The organism is Halovulum marinum (assembly GCF_009697225.1).
GTDB classification, from domain to species: domain Bacteria; phylum Pseudomonadota; class Alphaproteobacteria; order Rhodobacterales; family Rhodobacteraceae; genus Halovulum; species Halovulum marinum.
Map to the genome: position 1 here is coordinate 15,224 of NZ_WIND01000006.1, position 21,949 is coordinate 37,172.

The window sequence follows — 21,949 nt, forward strand, 5'->3', positions numbered from 1 at the left end:
CTGCCGCCGGGCCACGTCGGCCGGGGCACATGCCATTTGCCGTTTTCATGCCCGCGCGCTTGCTCTAAGACCCGGCCCACGGGCATGCGCGAGGGCACGAGAGTATGACAGACGAGCGGTTGACCTATGCCGGGGCGGGCGTCGACATCGACGCCGGGAACGCGCTGGTGGAACGGATCAAGCCGGCGGCCGCGGCGACCGCTCGGCCCGGCACCATGGCCGGGCTGGGCGGCTTCGGCGCGTTCTTCGACCCGCGCGCGGCGGGCTATGTCAACCCGCTGCTGGTCGCCGCCACCGACGGCGTCGGCACCAAGCTGCGCCTGGCGATCGAGGCCGGGCGGCTTTCGGGCGTCGGCATCGACCTGGTGGCGATGTGCGTCAACGACCTGATCTGCCAGGGCGCCGAGCCGCTGTTCTTCCTGGACTACTTCGCCACCGGCAAGCTGTCGGTCGACGAGGCGGCGCGGGTGATCGAGGGCATTGCCGAGGGTTGCAGCCGCGCGGGCGCGGCGCTGATCGGCGGCGAGACCGCCGAGATGCCGGGGATGTACGCGCCGGGCGATTTCGACCTGGCCGGCTTCGCCGTCGGTGCGGTCGAGCGCGACGCGGTGCTGCCGGCGCATGTCGGCGCGGGCGACGTGCTGCTGGGCCTCGCCTCGGACGGGGTACACTCGAACGGCTATTCGCTGGTGCGGCGCACGATCGAACGCAGCGGGCTGGCGCTGGACGCCCCGGCCCCGTTCGGGGACGGCCCGCTGGGCGCGGCGCTGCTGACGCCGACGCGGATCTACGTCGCTTCGGCGCAGGCCGGCATCGCCGCCGGCGGCGTGCACGCGCTGGCGCACATCACCGGCGGCGGCATCACCGAGAACCTGCCCCGCGTGCTGCCGCAGGGGCTGGGCGCCGAGGTCGACCTGTCGGCGTGGGCGCGGCCCGGGGTGTTCCGCTGGCTGATCGAGACCGCGCAGCTGGACGAGGCCGAGGCGCTGAAGACCTACAACTGCGGCATCGGCCTGATCGCGGTCGTCGCCGAGGACGCCGCGCGCGGCGTGCAGGCGGCGCTGGAAAGCGAGGGCGAGACCGTGTTCCGCATCGGTACCGTGGTCGAGGGGGCGGGCGTCCGTTATACCGGCGCCGCCGGATGAGCCGGACCCGCGTCGCGATCCTGATCTCGGGCACCGGCTCGAACATGGTCCGGCTGGTCGAGAGCATGCAGGCCGGGGACCATCCGGCCGAGGCGGCGCTGGTGCTGTCGAACCTGCCCGCGGCCAAGGGGCTGGAGACCGCCGCCAGGCTGGGCGTCGCGACGGCGGTGGTCGACCACCGCGGCAAGGCGCGCGCCGAATTCGAGGCCGAGCTGGACGCCTGCCTGCGGGCGGCCGGGATCGAGCTGGTCTGCCTGGCCGGGTTCATGCGCATCCTGTCCGCCGGGTTCGTGCTTGGCTGGGAGGGGCGGATGCTGAACGTGCACCCGTCGCTGCTGCCGCTGTTCCGCGGGCTGGACACCCATGCCCGCGCCATCGAGTCGGGCATGGCGATCCACGGCTGCACCGTGCACGAGGTGACCGCGGACCTGGACGCCGGGCCGATCCTGGGCCAGGCGGTGATCCCGATCCTGCCCGAGGACACGCCCGAAAGCCTGGCGCAGCGGCTGCTGCCGGTCGAGCACCGGCTTTATCCCGAGGCGCTGCGCCGCTTCGCCGCCGGCGAACGCGCACCGTTCGCGATCCTCTGAGGCGCGCGGTGGCCCGGCCTGTCGACACGATCCGCAACCTCGGGCCGAAGTCGGTGGAAAGCTTCGCGCGCGCCGGGCTGACCTCGGCCGAGCAGGTGATCGCGCTGGGCGCGGACGAGGCCTACCGCCGCCTGCTGGCCGCGGGCAGCCGGCCGCACTTCATCGGCTATTACGCGCTGGTCATGGGGCTGCAGGGCCGGCCGTGGAACGACCCGGGCCCGGAGGAGAAGGCCGATCTGCGCAAGCGCTTCGACGCGCTGGTCGGCGGCATGGAAAAGGGCCGCTCCGAGATCGAAGCGGCCCTGAATGCGCTGGGCGTGATCGAGCCGCGGCGTTAGCCGACCAGTTCGAGGCCCGAGAAGAAGAACGAGATCTCTTCCGCGGCGGTGTCCGGACCGTCCGAGCCATGCACGGAATTCTCGCCGATCGACAGCGCGAAATCCTTGCGGATGGTGCCGTCGGCGGCCTCGGCCGGGTTGGTCGCGCCCATCACTTCGCGGTTCTTCGCCACCGCGTCCTCGCCCTCGAGGACCTGGGCCACGATCGGGCCGGAGCTCATGAACTCGACCAACTCGCCGTAGAACGGGCGGTCCTTGTGGACGGCGTAGAACTGGCCGGCCTGGGCCGGGGTCAGGTGGACGCGCTTCTGCGCGATGATGCGCAGGCCCGCCTCTTCCAGCTTGGCGTTGATCTTGCCGGTCAGGTTCCGCTTGGTGGCGTCAGGCTTGATCATCGAGAAGGTGCGTTGGGTCGCCATGTCGGGAAGTCCTCTGTGGAAAGTTCGTCTGAACTCGTCGCGGGGGAGCTAGCACGCCCCGCGCAGGCGATAAAGGCCCAATCCGCCGTGCCGTTGACACCCGCCCGCGAAGGCTCCAAACCGCTCGTCATGCTCAGGATAGACGACATCAGCTATGCAATCGCCGGAAAGCCCCTGTTCCAGGAGGCGAGCGCGACGATTCCGGCCGGCCACAAGGTCGGCCTAGTGGGGCGCAACGGCACCGGCAAGACCACGCTGTTCCGGCTGATCCGGGGCGAGCTGGCACTTGACGGCGGCAGCATCGGGCTGCCGCGCCTGACCCGCATCGGCGGCGTCGCGCAGGAGGTGCCGTCGAGCGCCACCAGCCTGATCGACACGGTTCTGGCCGCCGACACCGAACGCGCCGCGCTGACCGCCGAGGCCGAGATCGCGACCGACCCGCACCGCATCGCCGAGATCCAGACCCGGCTGGTCGACATCGACGCCCATTCCGCCGAGGCGCGGGCTGGCGCGATCCTGAACGGGCTGGGCTTCGACGCCGCCGCGCAGCAGCGCCCGTGCAGCGATTTCTCGGGCGGCTGGCGGATGCGCGTGGCGCTGGCGGCGGTGCTGTTCTCGGCCCCCGACGTGCTGCTGCTGGACGAGCCGACCAACTACCTGGACCTCGAGGGCACGCTGTGGCTGGAAGGCTACCTTGCGCGCTATCCGCACACCGTGCTGGTGATCAGTCACGACCGGCAGCTGCTGAACCGGGCGGTGGGGGCGATCCTGCACCTCGACCAGCGCAAGCTGACGCTGTACCAGGGCAACTACGACAGCTTTGCCCGGCAGCGCCGCGCCAAGGCCGAGCAGGCCGCCGCCTTCGCCAAGAAGCAGGAGGCGCAGCGCGCGCACATGCAGGCGTTCGTCGACCGGTTCCGCTACAAGGCGTCGAAGGCCCGGCAGGCGCAGTCGCGGCTGAAGATGCTGGAGAAGATGGAAAGCGTCACCCTGATCCACGACCAGGCCGTCGCGCGCTTCGACTTTCCGCAGCCCGAGGAGCTGTCGCCGCCGATCGTGCGGCTGGAGGACGTCTCGGTCGGCTACGGCGGGCCGCCGGTGCTGCGCGGGCTGAACCTGCGCATCGACCAGGACGACCGGATCGCGCTGCTGGGCAACAACGGCCAGGGCAAGTCGACGCTGTCGAAGCTGATCGCCGGGCGGCTGCAGGCGTGCGCCGGCACCGTCACCAGCTCAACCAAGCTGCGGATCGGCTATTTCGCGCAGCACCAGGTCGACGAGCTGCACCTGGACGAGACGCCCTTGCAGCACATCCGCCGCGAGCGCCCCGACGAGGCGCCGGCCAGGCTGCGCTCCCGGCTGGCGCGGGGCGGCATCGGCGCGGATATCGTCGAAACCCCGGTGGCGAAGCTGTCGGGCGGGCAGAAGTCGCGGCTGAGCCTGATCCTGGCGACGCTGGACGCGCCGCACCTGGTGATCCTGGACGAGCCGACCAACCACCTGGACATCGAAAGCCGCGAGGCGCTGGTCGAGGCGCTGACCGATTATTCCGGCGCGGTGATCCTGGTCAGCCACGATCCGCACCTGGTCGGGCTGGTCGCCGACCGTCTGTGGCTGGTGCGCGACGGCCGGGTGACGCCGTGGGAAGAGGACCTCGACGCCTACCGGCGGATGCTGCTGGGCCAGCCCGCGAAGAAACCCGAGCGGGAAAGACCGGCGCCGAAGTCCCGGCCCCGCCCGGCGACGGCGCTGGCCGATCTGCGCGCCGAGGCGCGCAGGTGCGAGGCCCGCGTGCAGAAGCTGGAGGAGCTGCGCGAGACCGTCGATGCGCGGCTGGGCAACCCCCGGTTCTACGAATCCGCCGAGCCGGCGGAGCTCAGGAAATGGCAGAAGAAGCGCGCCGAGATCCTCGACGGGCTGGAGCGGGCCGAGGCGCTGTGGATGCAGGCGATGGAGCGGCTGGAAGCGGCGGGCGAGCGCGCATGATCGACGTCGCGCTGACCGCCTTCGTGACCATGTTCGTGATCATCGATCCGATCGGCCTGTCGCCGCTGTTCGCGGCGCTGTCGCAGGGCATGGACCGGGCAGCCCGGCGCCGCGCCGCCGGGCGCGCGGCGCTGATCGGCTTCGGCGTGCTGGCGGTGTTCGGCGTCGCCGGCGAGCGGTTGCTGGACGTGATCGGCATCGGCTTTCCCGCGTTCCGCATCTCGGGCGGGATCCTGCTGTTCCTGATCTCGGTCGAGATGCTGTTCGACCGCCGCACCGAACGGCGCAGCAAGGCGGTCGACACCGCCGAGGCCGAGCACGACGGGCCCGATCCGTCGGTGTTCCCGATGGCGGTGCCGCTGCTGGCCGGCCCCGGTGCGCTGGCCACGATCATCCTGCTGATGGGCCAGAACCGCGGCGACTACGCCACCCAGGCGGCGATCCTGGGCACCACGGGACTTGTGGTGCTGCTGACCTATGTGGGAATGCGGGCAAGTTCGCTGCTGGAGCACCTTCTGGGACAGGTCGGCATCAACGTGATCACCCGGCTGCTGGGCATGCTGCTGGCGGCGCTGTCGGTGCAGTTCGTGATCGACGGCCTGCGCGACGTGGGGGCGCTGACGCCCCTGCCCGGCTGAGGACCCGCGATGACCGGAGACGACTACGCCCGCCTCGTGTACCTGGCGCTGCTGCTGGCGTTCATCGGCGGCTTCGCGCTGTCGCGGCGGCGCCGGGGCCGCGCCGCCCGCGGCCTGCAGCAGGCGCTGATCTGGATCGGCATCTTCGCCGCGTTCGTGGTGCTCTACGGCCAGCGCGACGTGCTGAACCGCGAGCTGTTCCCGCGCGAGGCGCGGCAGCTCGACGAGCGCACGATCGCGCTGAACCGCACCCCGTCGGGCAGTTTCCTGACCACCGCCGAGGTCAACGGCGTCCGGGTCCGGTTCCTGATCGACACCGGCGCCACCGACATCGTGCTGACGATGCAGGACGCGGCCCGCGCCGGGTTCGACCAGGACGCGCTGCGGTTCATCGGCCGCGCGGCGACCGCCAACGGCACCGTGCGCACCGCGAACGTGCGGCTGGACACGCTGGCATTCGCCGGGCGGACCGATCGCGACGTGCCGGCCTCGGTGAACGAGGGCGAACTGGGCGTCTCGCTGCTGGGGATGTCCTATCTGAACCGGTTCGAGCGGATCGAGATCCGCGGCGACCAGATGCTGCTGGTCGAGGGCTAAGCCCCGCGACAGCGCGCGCGGGCTGTGATATTCCGTTCGAGAGGCAGCCGGAGATGACTGACATGAGTGACGGGCATGGGTGACGGGCATGGGTGACGCTGGCGCAACCTATCTGATCCCCTTCACCGCGTTGCTGGCCGCGGCGTTGCTGTTCTACGACGCGGGCCGGCGCTTTGCCGCGACGGTCTCGGGGCTGATCGTGATGCTCGGGCTCTATCTCGGCGCGCTGCTGGCGGTCGACAACCTGGCCGGCAGGGACGTCACCGATGCGCGCAGCAGCCTGCCGCGGGTTCGCTCGCTGGTGGCGACCGACGTGACGCTGCGGCGCGCGTTCGACGGGCACTTCTACAGCGAGGTCGAGGTGAACGGCGCGCCGGTGCGGTTCGTCGTCGACACCGGCGCGACGGTGGTGATCCTGAGCCGCGAGGACGCGCGGCGGATCGGCCTGGACCCGGACGCGCTGGATTACACCGGCCGCGCCCGCACCGCCAACGGCGAGGTCCGGATGGCCCCGGTCACCCTGGACGAGATGACGCTGGCCGGGGTCACGATGCGCAACGTGCGCGCCGCGGTGAACGGCGGAGCGCTCGATACCTCGCTGCTGGGGATGAGCTTCCTGCGGCTGTTCGAGGGCGTCGAGATGCGCGACAACCGGATGGTCTTCAGGGCCCGGTAGCCGCCTTCTGGGTCCAGCGCCCGCCGTCCTGCGCCCAGTACTTTCCGGTCAGCCCGGCATCGCGCACCGCGATCCAGTCGGCGCGCGCCGCCTCCAGTTCGGCCGCGTCGTTGCCGTCGAACAGCAGGCAGACCCGGTCCCAGCGGCTGGCCTCGGCCGGATCGACGCGCGCCCCCGCGACCAGCATCAGCACATTGGCCCCGGCCGGGTTCTCGGGGCCGGCGGTCAGATAGATCGGCTGCTGCCCGGCGTGCCCCATGGCGGCGGTGCCGTGCGGCAGGAAGCTTTGCGCGTCATGGCTCCAGAGCATCTCGTCGATCCGCTCCAGCGGCGGCTCCGAGCCGGCGCGCACGACCACGCGCCAGCCGCGGTCCAGCGAGCGGGTCAGCAGCTCGGGCAGGCTGCGGTCCAGCGGCCAGGCGGTGAGGTGGTAGAACAGCACCTCGGCCATGCCGCTCACCCGGTCTCGTAGCCGTCGGCGATCAGCCGGTTCAGCGTGCGCACGCCCCAGCCGGTCGCGCCCTTCGGCGCGAAGTCGGTCTCTTCCTTCAGCGCGGCGACGCCGGCGATGTCCAGATGCACCCAGGGCTGCCCGTCCTTGACGAACCGCTGCAGGAACTGCGCCGCGGTGACCGCCCCGGCGGGCCGCCCGCCGATGTTGGCGATGTCCGCGATCCGGCTTTTCAGCTGCTTGTCGTACTCCGGCCCCAGCGGCATCCGCCACGCGCCCTCGCCCTCGGCGGCGGCGGCCTTCAGCAGATCGCTCGCCAGCGCGTCGTCGTTCGAGAACACCCCGGCGCGGTGATGGCCGAGGCCGATGATGATCGCCCCGGTCAGCGTCGCGAGATCGACGATGCCGCTGGGCCGGAAGCGTTCCTGCGCGTACCAGAGCACGTCGGCCAGCACCAGCCGGCCCTCGGCGTCGGTGTTCAGCACCTCGATGGTGTCGCCCTTCATCGAGCGCACCACGTCGCCGGGGCGCTGCGCGTTGCCGTCGGGCATGTTCTCGACCAGCCCGACGAGACCGACGACATTCGCCTTCGCCTTGCGGCCCGCCAGCGCCGCCATCGCGCCGGCGACGACGCCGGCGCCGCCCATGTCCATGGTCATCTCCTCCATCCCCGGTCCGGGCTTGAGGCTGATGCCGCCGGTGTCGAACACGACGCCCTTGCCGACCAGCGCGAACGGCGGCGCGTCGCCGCCGCCGCGCCACTCCATCACCACGACCCTGGACGGGCTGCGCGAGCCCTGACCGACGGCCAGCAGGGTGCGCATGCCCAGCTCCTCGAGGCGCGGCTCGTCGAGCACCTCGACCTCGACGCCGAGATCGCGCAGCCCCTCGAGGCGGGTGGCGAACTCGGTGGTGGTCAGCACGTTGGCCGGCTCGTTGACCAGGTCGCGCGCGAAGTGGACGCCGCGCGCCACCGCCAGCTGCGCCTCGGCCTCGGCGCCGGCCTGGTCGGGCTGGGTGGTGAGCAGCGTGACCGGGCCGGGCAGCCCGTCGGTCTCGGACGTGCGGTGCCGCTCGAAACCGTAGGCGCGCAGCGCGAAGCCCAGGGCGATGCGCACGGCGGTGCGCGGCCGGGCCGCGTGGATCTGCACCGGCGCGCCGGCGGCCGCCGCCTTCGCGATCGCCGCCCCGGCCAGCTGGCCGGTCGCCTCGGCATCGGTGTGCGACAGCTTCACCACCACCAGCCGGCTGGCGGCCAGGCCCGCCGGCCAGGCCAGGGTCTGCGCCCGCCCGGCGTCGAGCCTGGCCCAGGACGTGTCGGCGAGCATCCGCGAGACCGCGCCGCGGGTCAGCTTGTCGGCGCGCCGCGCCGCCCGGTCGAGCTTGCCGTCGGGGGCGACCAGCACGGCCACGGTGCCCTCGGCCTGCGCCATCGCGTCCAGCGCGGGCTCCGCGAAATCGAAGGTCGGCGGATTGCTCATTCGAAACTGCTCCGGATTGTTGTCCCATCCTCTTTAGGCAATGCCCGGGCGGTTGACCAGCACCGCCCGGCCCTGTCACATGGGGCGGCTGCGGCGTCCCGCGCCGCGGTGCCTGGAAGGAATCCGATGCTGCAGCTCGACCGCTACATCCTGCGCCAGATCGCCATGGCGTTCGTGTTCTTCACGTTCATCCTGGCCGGCGTGATCTGGCTGTCGCAGGCGGTGCGGCTGATCGATCTGGTGCTGTCCTCGGGGCAGTCGCTGATCCGGCTGTTCGAGTTCTCGCTGCTGGTGCTGCCGCGGGTGCTGAGCATGGTCGTGCCGCTGGCCGGCTTCGCCGCCGTGCTGTACGTGGTCAACAAGCTGTACTCCGAGGCCGAGCTGGTGGTGATGATGATGTCGGGCCAGGGGCCCTACGCGCTGGCGCGGCCGGTCGCGGCATTCGCCGCGCTGGTCGGGCTGACCACGCTGCTGATGACCAACATCCTCGCGCCCTGGGGCGAGCTGAAGCTGGACCGGGACCGCCAGGCGCTGACCACCGAGCTGGCGAACGCGCTGATCCGCGAGGGGCGCTTCCTGCACCCGGTCGACGGGCTGACGATCTTCATCCGCCGCGCCGGCGACAACGGCCGGATGGAGGGCGTGTTCCTGCACGACGAACGCGACCCGGAACGCCCGGTCACCTACACCGCCGAACAGGCGCTGCTGCTGCGCGACGGCGATGTTGCGCGGCTGATCATGTCGCGCGGCGCGGCACTGAGCTATTCGCCGGAGAACCGGCTGCTGGGCCGGGTGCAGTTCGACGATTTCACCTACGATCTGTCCGACCTGATCGCCGATGTGCCCGAGACGCCGCAGCGGGCCGGCGCGCTGTGGACCTGGCAGCTGATCGCCCCCGACGCCGAGGTGCGCGCGCTCAGGCGGTTCAACCGGGGCTATTTCCTGGCTGCCGGGCACGAGCGGATCGTGTTCGGCGTGCATGCCTTCCTGCTGCCGATCCTGGGCCTGGCGGTGATGCTGACCGGCGGCTACCGGCGCCGCGGCTTCGGCAAGCGCATCCTGGCCGCGGTGGCGGCCGGGGTGGCGCTGATCGTCGCCGGCATGGGCGCCAAGTCGATGGTGATCGGCGCCCCGGCGGCCTGGCCGGTCAGCTATGCGCCGGCGGCGGCGGCGACGCTGCTGTCGCTTGTGCTGTTCCGCTCCGCCTCGCGGCCGCGGCGGCTCGCGACGGCTGCGGCGGCGACGACGGCGTGACGATGACGCTGAGCCTGTACATAACCCGCCGCTTCCTGCGCAGCATGGTGATGGTGACGCTGGTCATCGGCGGCATCGCCGCGCTGATCTCGGGCGTCGAGAACCTGCGCTACGCCGCGTCCAAGGACGCGTCGGTGGCGCTGGCCGGGGCGCTGACGCTGTTCCAGATGCCCGAGGTGATGGGCCAGACGTTTCCGCTGATCCTGATGCTGGCCTCGCTGATCACCTTCCTGAACCTGTCGCGCACCTCCGAGATGGTGATCGTGCGCGCCTCGGGGGTGTCGGCGCTGCGCATCCTGGTGCTGCCGGTGGCGGTCGCGGCGCTGCTGGGCGGCGTCGCCACCACGATCTACAACCCGATCATGGCCGCCTCGATGGAGCGGGAATCGGCGCTGCGTGCGGCGATGTCCGGCACCCAGGTCAGCGCCATGTCGGTGAACGAGGGCGGGCTGTGGCTGCGTCAGGGCCTGCCCTCGGGGCAGACCGTGATCCAGGCCCGCCGCGCCAGCGAGGAAGGCTCGGTGCTGTACGGCGCGCGGCTGCACCAGTTCGACCCGGACGACCGGCTGGTCGCCCGCATCGAGGCCGACAGCGCCACGCTGTCCAAGGACGCCTGGATCCTGCTGGGCGTGCGCCGGTGGACCGTGGGCGGCGGCGCGGAGGGCGCGCCGATCGGCGCCCCCGAGGAGCTGTCGCAGCTGCGGCTGCCGACCAACCTGACCCGCGAGCAGATCCTCGACAGCTTCGCCGCGCCCGAGACGATCCCGTTCTGGAAGCTGCCGGCCTTCATCGAGCGGCTGGAACAGGCGGGCTTCTCGGCCACGCGGCACCGGGTGTTCCTGCACACCGAACTGGCCCGCCCGGCGCTGTTCATCGCCATGGTGCTGATCGGCGCCGGGTTCTCGCTGCGGCACGTGCGTTTCGGCCAGGTCGGGGTGATGATCCTGTTCGCGGTGTTCGCGGGCTTCAGCCTGTACTTCTTCATCGACATCGCCAGGACGCTGGGATCGAACGGCGAGATCCCCGTCGTGCTGGCGGCATGGAGCCCGCCCGCCGCGGCGATCCTGCTGGCGCTGGGCCTGTTGCTGCATCTGGAAGACGGCTGACATGCTGAGACTCTGGCTGACCGTGCTGCTGCTGGCGCTGCTTACGACCCGCCCGCTCCTCGCGCAGGAGACGGTGGCGCTGTTCGCCGACGACATCACCTACCGCACCGCGACCGGGCAACTGGTCGCCGAGGGCAACGTCGAGGTCTATTACCAGGGCAACCGGCTGAGCGCCGAGCGCATCTTCTACGACGCCGCCGCCGAGACGGTGCGCGCCGAGGGCACGATCCGGCTGGAGGGCCCCGACGGCGTGGTGATCCTGGCCGACCTGGTGGAGCTGTCGACCGATTTCCGGACCGGGCTGGTGCAGGGCGCGCGGCTGATCTTCCAGCAGCAGTTCCAGATCGCCTCGGTCGAGGGCGCGCGCACCGGGGGGCGCTACAACACGCTCTACAAGACCGTCGCCAGCAGCTGTTCGGTCTGCGCCGGCGCGCCGGTGCCGATCTGGCGGATCCGCGCCCGCCGCGTGGTACACGACGAGCAGGCGCAGCGGATCTATTTCGAGAACGCCTGGTTCGACGTGTTCGGCCTGCCGGTGTTCTACGCCCCCCGCCTGCGGATCCCGGCGCCCGGCGTCGACCGCGCCGCCGGCGTCCTGCCGCCGGTGGCGACGACCTCGGACTTCAGCGGCTTCGGGCTGAAGCTGCCGTACTATTTTCCGCTGGGCCGGCATTCGGACCTGACGCTGACGCCGTTTGCCACCACCACCGGCGCCACCATCCTCGAGGCCGAATACCGCCGCCGCTTCGAAAGCGGTGCGCTGCGGCTGGCGGGCGCCTACGCGCTGTACGACGGCAACGGTGTCTCCAACCGCGCCTTCGTTCTGGCCGAGGGCGCCTTTGCCCTGCCCCGCGGGTTTCGCGCCGACCTGCGGCTGCACCGCGCCACCGACCGCAGCTTTCTCGGGCAGTTCGGCTATTCCGACCGCGACCGCCTGCTCAGCTACGGCTCGATCAACCGCGTTCGCCGGCGCGACCTGTTCGACCTGCGGATCGAAGGTTACCAGACGCTGCGCGAGGGCGAGCCGCAGTCCGAGATCCCGATCATGCTGCCGAAGCTGGACTACCGGCGGATCTGGACCGTCGGCAGCAGCGTGTTCGGCGCCGACGCCGGGGTGCTGGGCGTGGTCCGCGAGGCCGGGCGCGACGTCGCCCGGCTGGATCTGGGCGCGGACTGGAACGGCGATCTGACGCTGGACAACGGCGTGCTGGTGGCCGGCTTCGCCGATGTCGAGGGCGTGGTCTACCAGGTCGGCGACGATGCCGACTTTCCGGGCACCCGCAGCCGGCTGACGCCGCTGGTCGGAGCCGAGCTGCGCTGGCCCCTCGCGCGCACCACCGCGGGCGCGACGCACGTGATCGAGCCGGTGGTGCAGGCGGTCTATTCCCGCGCCCTTGGCGAAAGCGACGTGCCGAACGAGGACAGCGTCTCGCCCGAGCTGGACGAGACCAACCTGTTCGCGCTGAACCGCTTTCCGGGCATCGACCGGCGCGAGAGCGGGCTGCGGCTGAACCTGGGCGTGAACTACACCCGGATCGATCCGTCGGGCTGGACCGTGGGCGCGACCCTGGGCCGGGTGCTGCGCACCGAATCCAACGACGAGTTCCCCGAGGGCTCGGGGCTGCGCGGCTACAGTTCGGACTTCGTCGCGGCGGCTTCGCTCGCGCTTCCCAGCGGGTTCTCGGTGACCGGCCGGTCGCTGTTCGACTCGGCGCTGGAGTTCAAGCGCGCCGAGATGGAGCTGGACTACGCCTCGCGCCGGTTCGACGTCAACGCCAGCTACACGTTCCTGGCGGGCGATTCGGCCGACCCGGTGCTGGGCAGCGTAACCGAGCGGCAGGAAATCGCCATCGGCAGCCGCTACCGGGTGCGGCCGAACTGGGATGTGCGCGGCGAATGGCGCTATGACCTAGCCGACAGCCGGTCGATCTTCGCCGGCGGCGGGCTTGCCTTCGGCAACGAATGCGTCGAGGCCGAACTGACCGTCTCGCGCCGCTTCACCAGCGTCAACGACGTGCCCGAGGACACGCGGGTGTCGCTGCAGGTGAATCTTGTCGGTCTGAGCGGCGATCGCGGAACTGAGGACTGGCCGGCGCAGCGCTGCCGGGGTATCTGAAGGCCATGAGACTCATTAGCCATTCGCGCCGCCTGGCGCTCTGCCTCTTCGCCGCCCTGGCCGTCCTGGCTGGCGCGCCCGCCGTCGCGCAGCGCGCCGCCGAGCCGGTGATCCTGGTGAACGAACGCGCCATCACCGGCTGGGAGCTGGACCAGCGCGCGCGGCTGCTGGAAGCCTTCGGCGCCGGCGGCGACACGCGCGAGCTTGCGCGCAGCCAGCTGATCGACGACCGCCTGAAGATGGACGTGGTCGAGCGGCTGGAGATGACCCTGGAGGACGGCGCGGTCGACAGCGCCGTGCAGGACTTCGCCGACCGCCGCGAGATCCCGGTCGACGCGCTGATCGGCGCACTGGCGCAGCGCGGCGTCGACGAGGCGACGCTGCGCAGCTTTCTCGAGATGCAGATCCGCTGGCGCGACGCGGTGCAGGCGCTGTTCCGCAACCGCGCCCGGCCCAGCGAGCAGGATCTGGACAACGCGCTGGTCTATTCCGACAGCGGCGCGAGCAGCGGCGTCGAGGAAAGCGTGCTGCTGCAGGAACTGTCGCTGTCGGTCGAGAAGCGCGGCGAGACCGAGGCCGCCGAGCTGGCCCGCCGGCTGTCGCGCGAACTGAACCGCGGCGGCGATTTCGGTGCGGCGGTGGCGCGGTACTCGGATTCGCCGTCGGCGCAGAGCGGCGGCCTGCTGGAATGGATGCCGGCCTCGGAACTGCCGCCGCAGCTGGCCGGGCAGATCCTGGCGCTGATGCCGGGCGAGGTCTCGGCCCCGGTGCCGGTGCGCGGCGGGCTGTCGATCTTCAAGCTGCGCGACATCCGCCAGCAGCAGCGCACCGCCGGCGGCGACGCGGCGGACACGGTGACCTACCTGGAGCTGGTCCAGGCGCTGCCCGCCAACGCCACCGACAACGCCGTGCTGTCGGCGCGCAGCCGGGCGCTGCGGCTGCGCGACGAGGCCGACACCTGCACCGATCTGGAAGCGCAGGCCGCCGAGTTCGACCTGGGCAGCGGCCGCTCGGCGCCGACGCCGATCGGCGCCCTGCCCGCGGGACTGGCGGCAGAGCTGGCGGCGATGCAGTCCGGCGACAGCCGAATCGTCACCGACCAGCGCGGCGTGGTGCTGGTGATGCTGTGCGCGCGCAGCGGCGAGGCGTCGGCCGAGGAGCGCGAGCAGCTGCGCCTGCGGCTGTTCAACGAGCGCATGAACACCTTCGCGCAGGGCTTCCTGCAGGAACTGCGGGGCGACGCCGTCATCGTCGAGCAATGACGCCGCCGCTGGCGCTGACCTGCGGCGACCCGGCCGGGATCGGCCCCGAGATCACCCTCGCCGCCTGGCGCCGGCTGCGGCACGAGTTGCCGTTCGCGCTGATCGGCGATGCCGACCACATGGCCGCCCTCGGCGCGCCCGCCGGCGTGCCGGTGGCGCGTATCGCCGGCATCGCCGAGGCGGCGCAGGTGATGCCGCGCGCGCTGCCGGTGCTGCACCAGCCGTTTACCTCGGCCCCGGTGCCGGGCGCGCCGGATCTGGGCAACGCGGCGGCGGTGATCGCCGCGATCGACCGGGCGGTGAAGCTGGCGCGCGCCGGCGACGCCGCGGCGGTGGTGACGAACCCGATCTCGAAAAAGGTGCTGGTCGACGGTGCCGGATTCGCGCATCCCGGCCATACCGAATACCTGGCGGCGCTTGGCGGGGTCGCGCGCCCGGTGATGATGCTGGTCGCGCCGGAGCTGCGGGCGGTGCCGGTGACCATCCACGTCCCGATCTCGGCGGTGCCGGCGCTGCTGACGCCCGAGCTGCTGGCCGAGACGATCCGCGTCACCCATGCCGCGCTGCGCCGCGATTTCGCCCTGCCCGCGCCGCGCATCGCCGTCGCCGGTCTGAACCCGCACGCGGGAGAAGGCGGGCTGATGGGCACCGAGGACGAAACGGTGATCCGGCCGGTGCTGGGGGCGCTGCGCGCCGAGGGCATGGACCTGGCCGGACCGCTGCCCGCCGACACCATGTTCCACCCGCCGGCCCGCGCCGGCTATGACGCGGCGGTATGCATGTACCACGACCAGGCGCTGATCCCGGTAAAGACGCTGGGGTTCTCGGTCGGGGTGAACGTGACGCTGGGGCTGCCGTTCGTGCGGACCTCGCCGGACCACGGCACCGCGTTCGGCATCGCCGGCACCGGCCGGGCGGATCCCGACAGCCTGGTCGAGGCGCTGCGCCTGGCGCACCGGATCGGCCGGAACCGGGCGGCGGCATGACCGGCGACGGGCTGCCGCCATTGCGCGAGGTGATCGCCGAACACGGGCTGAGCGCGCGCAAGGCGCTGGGGCAGAACTTCCTGCTGGATCTGAACCTGACGCGCAAGATCGCCCGGCGCGCCGGCGATCTGAGCGCCTGCGACGTGCTCGAGGTCGGACCCGGACCGGGCGGGCTGACCCGCGCGCTGCTGTCGGAGGGCGCCCGCCGGGTGGTGGCGATCGAGCGCGACCCGCGCTGCCTGCCGGCGCTGGAGCAGATCGCCGCGGCCTATCCCGGGCGGCTCGAGATCGTGCAGGGCGATGCGCTGCGGATCGACGCCGAGGCGCTGCTGACCCGGCCGGTGCGGGTGGTGGCCAACCTGCCCTACAACGTCGGCACCGAACTGCTGGTGCGCTGGCTGACGCCGGACAGCTGGCCGCCCTACTGGGCGTCGCTGACGCTGATGTTCCAGCGCGAGGTGGCGCAGCGGATCGTCGCCGCGCCGGGCAGCAAGGCCTATGGCCGTCTGGCGGTGCTGGCGCAGTGGCGCACCGAGCCGCGGCTGGCGTTCGATCTGCCGCCGCAGGCGTTCACCCCGCCGCCGAAGGTCACCTCGTCCGTGGTACACCTCGAGGCGCTGCCCGCGCCGCGGCACCCGGCGGATCCCGACCGCCTGCAGCGTGTGGTCGCCGCGGCGTTCGGCCAGCGGCGCAAGATGCTGCGCGCCTCGCTCAAGGGGCTGGCGCCGGACATCGTCGCGCGGCTCGAAAGCCTCGGCATCGATCCGACGGCGCGGGCCGAAACCCTGGACCTGGAAGCGTTCTGCCGGCTTGCGCGCGCGCTGTGACGCGCGCCACCCGAAGTTACTGGATCGGCGTGTCCGCCGACTGGTCCAGCGGCAGTTCCGCCTCGCCCGATCCGTCCTTCTTCGCCGCCGCCTTGCGCGGCCGGCCACGGGTGCTGCGCGGGCGCCCGCCACCGTTGTCGCCGCCGCCGTTGTCGCCGCCGCCGTCGGCACTGCCGCCCGAGGTGTTGCCATCAGCGTCGCCCGGCTTGCCGCTGTCCGCCGACTGCTTGCTGCTTTCCGGCGTGTCCACCAGCCCCGAGTCGGGCTCGTCGCCCAGCACCTCGGTGGCGCTGCTGTCCTTGCCGCGGGCCGCCCCGTTGCGCTTGTTGCGCGGCGCCGGACGCTCGGCGGGGGTGTCGTGCACGGTCTGCTGCGGCGCCTGCTCGTCGCTCGGCTGCTGCGACTGCGGCTGCTGCGGCTGCTGCGGCTGCTGCTGATCGTCCGCCTGACCCTGCTGCTGCGGGCGGTTGCGGTTCTCGGCGGCCTGGCGCTCGGCCTGCTCGCGCTGCGCATCGTTCAGCATCCGGGTGTAGTGTTCGGAGTGCTGCTGGAAGTTCTCGGCGGCCACGCGGTCGCCCGACAGCTGTGCGTCTCGCGCCAGCGTCTGATACTTTTCGATGATCTGCTGCGGCGTGCCGCGCACCTTGCCCTCGGGGCCGGCGCTGTCGAAGACGCGGTTGACGACGTTGCCGACGCCGCGGCTGCGGTTGCTGCTCTTACTGCGCGATCGCGATTTGTTGGAGGATCTCATCAAGGTCCGTTTCGCTTGTCTGATATGCCTGGCGTCCGATCCACTGGCGCACACTCGTGCGCCCGAACGCCTCCTGCTCCGAATATCGGTGTGTAGATCCGCGTGCTCAAATACGCCGGCTGAGCGCTGCAGATACACCAGCTATACCGTCCCGAGGCGAAAACACAACCCCTGACGGCCCGAATAGCGCGTCAGCGGGGGTATAGAACCTCCACCACCCGCTGTTTGCCGCTCATGTCGTCGTGATGAGCGATCACGAATTCATGCCCCGCCGCAATGATCGCGGCGACTGCCGCGCCCTGATCCCGCCCATGCTCGAACAGTGCGCGCCCGCCGGGCGACATCCGTGCCGCAAGGTCTTGCGCGATGGCCCGATAGGCGTCCAGCCCGTCGGGGCCGGCAAGAAGCGCCCCATCCGGTTCCCACAAACGCACGTCGGGGTCCAGTCGTTCCGCTTCCGGCTGCGGAATGTATGGCGGATTGGACACGATCAGGTCGAACCGGCCTTCGATGCCCGCGCACCAGTCGCCCTGCACGAAGCGCACCCGGTCCGCGACGTCAAGCGCCTCGGCGTTGCGGGCCGCGACCGCCAGCGCCGCCGGGCTGATATCGACTGCCACCGCCCGCGCCTGCGGGCATTCCGCCAGCAGGGTCAGCGCCAGAACGCCGGTCCCGGTGCCCAGATCGAGGATCCGCGCCGGTGCCGGGCCGCGCAGCGCCAGATCGACGATCGTCTCGGTCTCGGGGCGCGGGTCCAGCACGTCTCCGGTGACGATGAAATCGCGGCCCCAGAAGCAGCGCCGGCCGATGATCTGCGCCACCGGCCGGAACCGCCCGCGGTCGGCAAGGGCGCGTTCCAGCACAGCCGCCGCCTGCGCGCCGAGCGGGGCGTCCCGTTCCAGCAGCACCCGGTCGGGCGGCAGGCCGGCGGCATGGGCGAGCAGCGCGCGCGCATCGCGCGCGGCATCCCGCACCCCCGCCGCGTTCAGCCGCGCGGCGGCGCGCGCCAGCGCCTGGGCCAGGGTCTCGCTCACGGCTCCAGCTCGGCCAGGCGCTCGGCATGGTCCGCCGCGATCAGTGCGTCGATCACCTCGTCCAGGTCGCCCTGCATCACCTGATCCAGCTTGTAGAGCGTCAGGTTGATGCGGTGGTCGGTCAGCCGCCCCTGCGGGAAGTTGTAGGTGCGGATCCGCTCGGACCGGTCGCCCGAGCCGACCTGGCCCTTGCGCGCCGCGGCGCGCGCGTCGGCCTGGCGCTGGCGCTCCAGGTCGAACAGCCGCGCGCGCAGCACCTCCATCGCGCGGGCGCGGTTGGCGTGCTGCGACTTCTCGGAACTGGTGACGACGATGCCGCTGGGCAGGTGGGTGATCCGCACCGCGCTGTCGGTGGTGTTGACGTGCTGGCCGCCGGCGCCGCTGGCGCGCATGGTGTCGATGCGGATGTCCTCGGCCGGGATCTGGATGTCGACCTCGCCGGCCTCGGGCAGCACCGCCACGGTCGCGGCCGAGGTATGGATCCGGCCGCCGCTCTCGGTCTGCGGCACGCGCTGCACCCGGTGCACGCCGCTTTCGAACTTCAGCCGTGCGAACACGCCCTCGCCCTTCACGCTGGCGACGAATTCCTTGTAGCCGCCCAACTCGGTCTGCGACTGTTCCAGCACCTCGAAGCGCCAGCCGCGGGCCTCGGCCAGGCGCTGGTACATCCGCGCCAGGTCGGCGGCGAACAGCGCGGCCTCGTCGCCGCCGGTGCCGGCGCGGATCTCGAGGATCGCGGGCCGCGCGTCGGCGGCGTCCTTCGGCAGCAGCGCCAGCCGCACCGCCTGCTCCAGCTCCGGCAGATCGGCGCGCAGGGCGTCCAGCTCCTCCTCGGCCAGCTCGCGCATGTCCGGATCGTCCAGCATCGCCTCGGCATCGGCGATGCGCCGCATCCTGTCGCGGTAGGCGGCCACCGTCTCGGCCACCGGGCGCAGCTCGGCGTATTCCCGGCTGAGCGCGGTCAGCTCCTCGGCCGGCGGGCCTTCGTTCAGCCGCGCCTCGAGAAAGGCGAAACGCCGGGAGATCTGGTCAAGGGTCTCGACTGGAAGCATCTGTCGGTGATGCCCCCGCCCCGCGCGAAGGTCAAGCAGGCGCGGTCACTCGTCGGCGACGAAACTGTCGAGCGCGCGCAGCCAGGAGGTGACGCGCTCCTCGTTCAGGCCCATGTCGCCGTACCCGAACCGGGACCGCGAATAGATGGCGACGGTCGCGCGCGGCTCGACGGTGGGCGCGGGCGCGGCATCGGTGGCGTCCGTGCCGGTTGCGCCCGATGCCGCACTGGTCTGCGCGGTATCTATCTCGGTCTCAGCACCTTCCAGGTCGTAGAACCGCACGCTGATGTAGTCCGGCATCATCAGCGTCTCGGTCCGCTGCACATAGGTCAGCCAGGCTTCGTCGACGGTGCCGGCGACCCGCTCGACCCGCGGCTGCGCCATGATGAACTCGTCGAAGGCGGCGGCGAGGGTCCGGGCGTCGCCGGCATAGACCGGCGCGTCCAGTTGGACGGGATGTTCCGACACTTCTGGCGGCGCGACCCGGAAGTCGTTGGGGGAGTCCGAGGGCGGCGCGTTCAACGGCTCGACATGCCAGACCGCGGGATCGTGATCGATCGTCCTGACGACATAGGCCAGGTACCCCAACAGGCCCATGAGCCCCAGAATGACGATCACCAGCATTGTTTTCATGGTGTTATTCCGCGGCTGCCTGCGAAGCGTTGCGCGCCTCTTCCAGTTCTTCGGCCTTCTTCTCGACCATCTCGACAATGTGGTCGATCATCTTGTCATTATCTAGGCGGTGATCCTGTTTTCCGGCCAGGTAGACCATGCCGTGCCCGCCGCCGCCGCCGGTGAAGCCGACATCGGTCATCAGCGCCTCGCCGGGGCCGTTCACCACGCAGCCGATGATCGACAGGCTCATCGGCGTCTTGATGTGTTCCAGCCGGTTTTCCAGGATCTCGACGGTCCTGATGACGTCGAAGCCCTGGCGGGCGCAGGACGGGCACGAGATGATGTTCACGCCGCGGTGGCGCAGGCCCAGCGCCTTCAGGATCTCGAAACCGACCCTGACCTCCTCGACCGGGTCGGCCGAGAGGCTGACCCGGATGGTGTCGCCGATGCCCATCCACAGCAGGTTGCCCAGCCCGATCGCCGACTTGATGGTGCCGGTGGTCAGCCCGCCCGCCTCGGTGATGCCCAGGTGGATCGGCGCGTCGGTGGCGTCGGCCAGGCCCTGGTAGGCGGCGGCGGCCAGGAACACGTCCGACGCCTTGGCGCTGATCTTGAAGTCGAGAAAGTCGTTGTCCTCGAGGATGCGGATGTGGCGCAGACCCGACTCGACCATCGCTTCGGGACAGGGCTCGCCGTACTTCTCCAGCAGGTCCTTCTCGAGACTGCCCGCGTTCACGCCGATGCGGATCGAGCAGCCGTGATCGCGGGCGGCGCGGATCACCTCGCGCACCCGGTCCTCCGAGCCGATGTTGCCGGGGTTGATGCGCAGGCAGGCGGCGCCGGCCTCGGCGGCCTCGATCGCGCGCTTGTAGTGGAAATGGATGTCGGCGACGATCGGCACCGGGCTTTCCCGCACGATCTGGCGCAGCGCCGCGGTCGAGGCCGCGTCGGGGCAGGACACGCGCACGATGTCGGCCCCGGCCTCTGCACAGGCCCGGACCTGGGCGATGGTGGCCGCGGCGTCGGTGGTCAGCGTGTTGGTCATCGTCTGCACGCTGATCGGCGCGTCGCCGCCGACCGGCACGTCGCCGACCCGGACCTGCCGACTCTTGCGGCGGTAGATGTTGCGCCACGGTCGGACGTGGTTCTGCATCATGAAACAGGTTTCCGCTTTGGACGTTGCGTCAGTCAGCGATGTAATCAAACCGCCGCGGGATGTCACTGGGGCGGGACGCCGCCGGGACGTGCTACTGCGCCGCAGGCGGCAGGTTCAGCGCGCTGACCGTGGCCGAGATCAGCTCCGGCGGGTCGGTCAGCTGGGGAAGGCCGGCGCGTACGTCGTCCGGCAACAGCGAGACGTTCTTGACCACCGAGGCACCGTTGCCCAGCGGCCCGTAGCTGGTGTCCCCCAGCGCCACGTAGACCGATCCGGCGTTGCCGGCGCGCAGCAGCGGCGGCTGGTCGATGTCGGTCGGCAGGGTATAGGTCTCGCCGGTGTCGAGGATCTTCTCGAACAGCACCGTGCCGTTGGTCAGGTAGACACGCACCCACGCCGGCTGCCGCGCCACCACATGCACGACCGGGACGGCGGCGGGTTCGCGCACCTGCGGGTCCGGCTGTTCGCTCGGCAGGATCGGCTGTTCCGAGGCCATGACGGCGCGCAGCACCTCTTCCGCCTCCTGGCCTTCGCGCTCGGTCCGCGTGGCGACGAACAGGCCCGACCGCGTCGGGTCGATGTCGACGATGGGGCCGTCGCGGCTTTCGACCACCGGCACTTCCAGTTCCCGCGGCTGGTAGAGCCGCGCAAGGTCGATCGAATTCGCCTGCCCGGCGTCGGGGGCCTGCGACAGCGAGGTATCCTCGGCGTTCAGGATCGGCGTCTCGAGACCGGCGACGTCGGACAGCGTGTCCGGTCGCTGGTCGACCGGCACGATGGTCACCCGCTGGATGTTCTGCAGCACCTGGAAGCCGCCGTAGACAACACCGCCGACCAGCAGCAACAGCACCAGCAGCGAGCCGATCGCCGAGACCGACAACCGCTCAAGCATTCCGGGCTGCAGATCCGATGCCGGCACCCGCAACGAGCGCATCAGCGGATCGTCGGACGACACCTTCACCGGACCCGAGGCGACGATCCGGCCCGCGCTGTCCGACTGCCGGTTCTGCAGCGCGGCGTTCGGGCCGCTGAACCCGCTTTCATGGCAGAAGCGCGCGAACACCTCGTCCGGATTGAGCTTCAGGTACCGCGCGTAGGATCTGACGTAACCGGCGACGAAACCGGGGTTCGGGAACACCGCCTTGTCGCAGTTCTCGATCGCCGCGATGTACGAGGCACGGATCCGCAATTCCCGCTGCACGTCCAGCAGCGATTTCCCGAGCGTCGCGCGCTCGCCCCTCAGGTGGTCGCCGAGCGTCACGTCGTAGGCGTCGAAACCACGCAGTCCGATATCCCGATCCTCACTGCCCATCAATTCTCGTGCCGCCCCTTCTCTGCCTGCTCTGGACGAACGAATCGTATGTCCTGCCAATCATTGGTTTTTTGAGTCTTGAATATCACTAAACCCAATCCATGTGGACAGGATGTTTGCTTCTTGACGTGATCATGACCGACCTGCTGCAAAGCGA

The 21,949-nt window shown here is 71.0% G+C and carries 22 protein-coding genes; 13 read left to right on the plus strand and 9 right to left on the minus strand.

Features of this window, described 5'->3' with window-relative positions; genetic code table 11:
- Window positions 1-104: 104 nt before the first annotated feature.
- The 3 genes from purM to GE300_RS09680 are packed head-to-tail and all read left to right on the plus strand — an operon-like array spanning window position 105 to window position 2,073.
- Entirely contained in the window at window positions 105-1,145 is a 1,041-nt protein-coding gene (gene purM, locus GE300_RS09670) for a phosphoribosylformylglycinamidine cyclo-ligase (RefSeq protein WP_154446359.1), read from the plus strand.
- Window positions 1,142-1,735, plus strand: coding sequence for a phosphoribosylglycinamide formyltransferase (gene purN, locus GE300_RS09675; protein WP_154446360.1), 594 nt, complete (start codon window positions 1,142-1,144; stop codon window positions 1,733-1,735). The genes purM and purN overlap by 4 nt, the downstream gene beginning before the upstream one ends.
- 8 nt (window positions 1,736-1,743) lie before the next feature.
- A complete protein-coding gene (locus GE300_RS09680) occupies window positions 1,744-2,073 on the plus strand; it encodes a TfoX/Sxy family DNA transformation protein (RefSeq protein WP_325063183.1) in 330 nt (109 codons plus the stop codon).
- Here GE300_RS09680 and ndk read toward each other — a convergent pair.
- On the minus strand, window positions 2,070-2,492 hold the full coding sequence (ndk, locus tag GE300_RS09685) for a nucleoside-diphosphate kinase (protein WP_154446362.1): 423 nt from the start codon (window positions 2,490-2,492) through the stop codon (window positions 2,070-2,072). The two genes, GE300_RS09680 and ndk, sit on opposite strands and share 4 nt — an antisense overlap.
- A 129-nt stretch (window positions 2,493-2,621) precedes the next feature.
- On the opposite strand from ndk, the gene GE300_RS09690 reads away from it, so the two are divergent.
- The 4 genes from GE300_RS09690 to GE300_RS09705 all read left to right on the plus strand — a co-directional run bounded on the left by GE300_RS09690 (window position 2,622) and on the right by GE300_RS09705 (window position 6,389).
- On the plus strand, window positions 2,622-4,478 hold the full coding sequence (locus tag GE300_RS09690) for an ABC-F family ATP-binding cassette domain-containing protein (protein WP_154446363.1): 1,857 nt from the start codon (window positions 2,622-2,624) through the stop codon (window positions 4,476-4,478).
- Window positions 4,475-5,116 (plus strand): MarC family protein, encoded by a 642-nt coding sequence (locus GE300_RS09695; protein ID WP_154446364.1) that lies wholly within the window; start codon window positions 4,475-4,477, stop codon window positions 5,114-5,116. Before GE300_RS09690 ends, GE300_RS09695 begins: the two co-directional genes overlap by 4 nt.
- A 9-nt stretch (window positions 5,117-5,125) precedes the next feature.
- Window positions 5,126-5,713 (plus strand): retropepsin-like aspartic protease family protein, encoded by a 588-nt coding sequence (locus tag GE300_RS09700; protein ID WP_154446365.1) that lies wholly within the window; start codon window positions 5,126-5,128, stop codon window positions 5,711-5,713.
- 88 nt (window positions 5,714-5,801) lie between these two features.
- Window positions 5,802-6,389, plus strand: a complete 588-nt coding sequence (locus tag GE300_RS09705) for a retropepsin-like aspartic protease family protein (RefSeq protein ID WP_154446366.1) — start codon at window positions 5,802-5,804, stop codon at window positions 6,387-6,389.
- Here the strand turns inward: GE300_RS09705 and GE300_RS09710 are convergent.
- Window positions 6,376-6,840, minus strand: coding sequence for a DNA polymerase III subunit chi (locus GE300_RS09710; protein WP_154446520.1), 465 nt, complete (start codon window positions 6,838-6,840; stop codon window positions 6,376-6,378). The genes GE300_RS09705 and GE300_RS09710 overlap by 14 nt on opposite strands.
- A 5-nt stretch (window positions 6,841-6,845) precedes the next feature.
- The gene (locus GE300_RS09715) at window positions 6,846-8,321 is read right to left on the minus strand and encodes a leucyl aminopeptidase (protein ID WP_154446367.1); all 1,476 of its coding nucleotides are present in this window, start codon (window positions 8,319-8,321) and stop codon (window positions 6,846-6,848) included.
- 126 nt (window positions 8,322-8,447) lie between these two features.
- Here GE300_RS09715 and GE300_RS09720 point away from each other — a divergent pair, with 126 nt between their 5' ends.
- From GE300_RS09720 to rsmA, 6 genes are read left to right on the plus strand one after another with little or no spacing between them, the layout of a single operon-like run.
- Entirely contained in the window at window positions 8,448-9,575 is a 1,128-nt protein-coding gene (locus GE300_RS09720; RefSeq protein ID WP_154446368.1) for an LptF/LptG family permease, read from the plus strand.
- A 2-nt stretch (window positions 9,576-9,577) separates the two neighbouring features.
- Window positions 9,578-10,681, plus strand: coding sequence for an LPS export ABC transporter permease LptG (gene lptG / locus GE300_RS09725; protein ID WP_154446369.1), 1,104 nt, complete (start codon window positions 9,578-9,580; stop codon window positions 10,679-10,681).
- 1 nt (window position 10,682) lies between these two features.
- Window positions 10,683-12,797, plus strand: a complete 2,115-nt coding sequence (locus tag GE300_RS09730) for an LPS-assembly protein LptD (RefSeq protein ID WP_154446370.1) — start codon at window positions 10,683-10,685, stop codon at window positions 12,795-12,797.
- 5 nt (window positions 12,798-12,802) lie between these two features.
- On the plus strand, window positions 12,803-14,059 hold the full coding sequence (locus GE300_RS09735; protein ID WP_154446371.1) for a peptidylprolyl isomerase: 1,257 nt from the start codon (window positions 12,803-12,805) through the stop codon (window positions 14,057-14,059).
- Window positions 14,056-15,045, plus strand: coding sequence for a 4-hydroxythreonine-4-phosphate dehydrogenase PdxA (gene pdxA, locus GE300_RS09740; RefSeq protein ID WP_154446372.1), 990 nt, complete (start codon window positions 14,056-14,058; stop codon window positions 15,043-15,045). Before GE300_RS09735 ends, pdxA begins: the two co-directional genes overlap by 4 nt.
- Window positions 15,042-15,872 carry a 16S rRNA (adenine(1518)-N(6)/adenine(1519)-N(6))-dimethyltransferase RsmA gene (rsmA, locus tag GE300_RS09745; protein WP_154446373.1) on the plus strand — a complete coding sequence of 277 codons (831 nt, stop codon included), beginning with the start codon at window positions 15,042-15,044 and terminating at the stop codon, window positions 15,870-15,872. Before pdxA ends, rsmA begins: the two co-directional genes overlap by 4 nt.
- A gap of 16 nt (window positions 15,873-15,888) precedes the next feature.
- On the opposite strand, the gene GE300_RS09750 is transcribed toward rsmA, so the two are convergent.
- The 6 genes from GE300_RS09750 to GE300_RS09775 form a co-directional block, all read right to left on the minus strand.
- Window positions 15,889-16,623 (minus strand): DUF4167 domain-containing protein, encoded by a 735-nt coding sequence (locus tag GE300_RS09750; RefSeq protein ID WP_154446374.1) that lies wholly within the window; start codon window positions 16,621-16,623, stop codon window positions 15,889-15,891.
- 191 nt (window positions 16,624-16,814) lie between these two features.
- Window positions 16,815-17,657 carry a peptide chain release factor N(5)-glutamine methyltransferase gene (gene prmC / locus GE300_RS09755; protein ID WP_325063184.1) on the minus strand — a complete coding sequence of 281 codons (843 nt, stop codon included), beginning with the start codon at window positions 17,655-17,657 and terminating at the stop codon, window positions 16,815-16,817.
- Window positions 17,654-18,709 (minus strand): peptide chain release factor 1, encoded by a 1,056-nt coding sequence (gene prfA, locus GE300_RS09760; RefSeq protein WP_154446375.1) that lies wholly within the window; start codon window positions 18,707-18,709, stop codon window positions 17,654-17,656. The genes prmC and prfA overlap by 4 nt, the downstream gene beginning before the upstream one ends.
- 45 nt (window positions 18,710-18,754) lie before the next feature.
- Window positions 18,755-19,342: a DUF1499 domain-containing protein gene (locus GE300_RS09765; RefSeq protein ID WP_154446376.1), complete on the minus strand. Its 588-nt coding sequence runs from the start codon at window positions 19,340-19,342 to the stop codon at window positions 18,755-18,757.
- A 4-nt stretch (window positions 19,343-19,346) separates the two neighbouring features.
- Window positions 19,347-20,480 (minus strand): flavodoxin-dependent (E)-4-hydroxy-3-methylbut-2-enyl-diphosphate synthase, encoded by a 1,134-nt coding sequence (ispG, locus tag GE300_RS09770; protein ID WP_154446377.1) that lies wholly within the window; start codon window positions 20,478-20,480, stop codon window positions 19,347-19,349.
- 91 nt (window positions 20,481-20,571) lie between these two features.
- Window positions 20,572-21,792, minus strand: coding sequence for a helix-turn-helix domain-containing protein (locus GE300_RS09775; protein WP_154446378.1), 1,221 nt, complete (start codon window positions 21,790-21,792; stop codon window positions 20,572-20,574).
- Window positions 21,793-21,949: the final 157 nt, after the last annotated feature.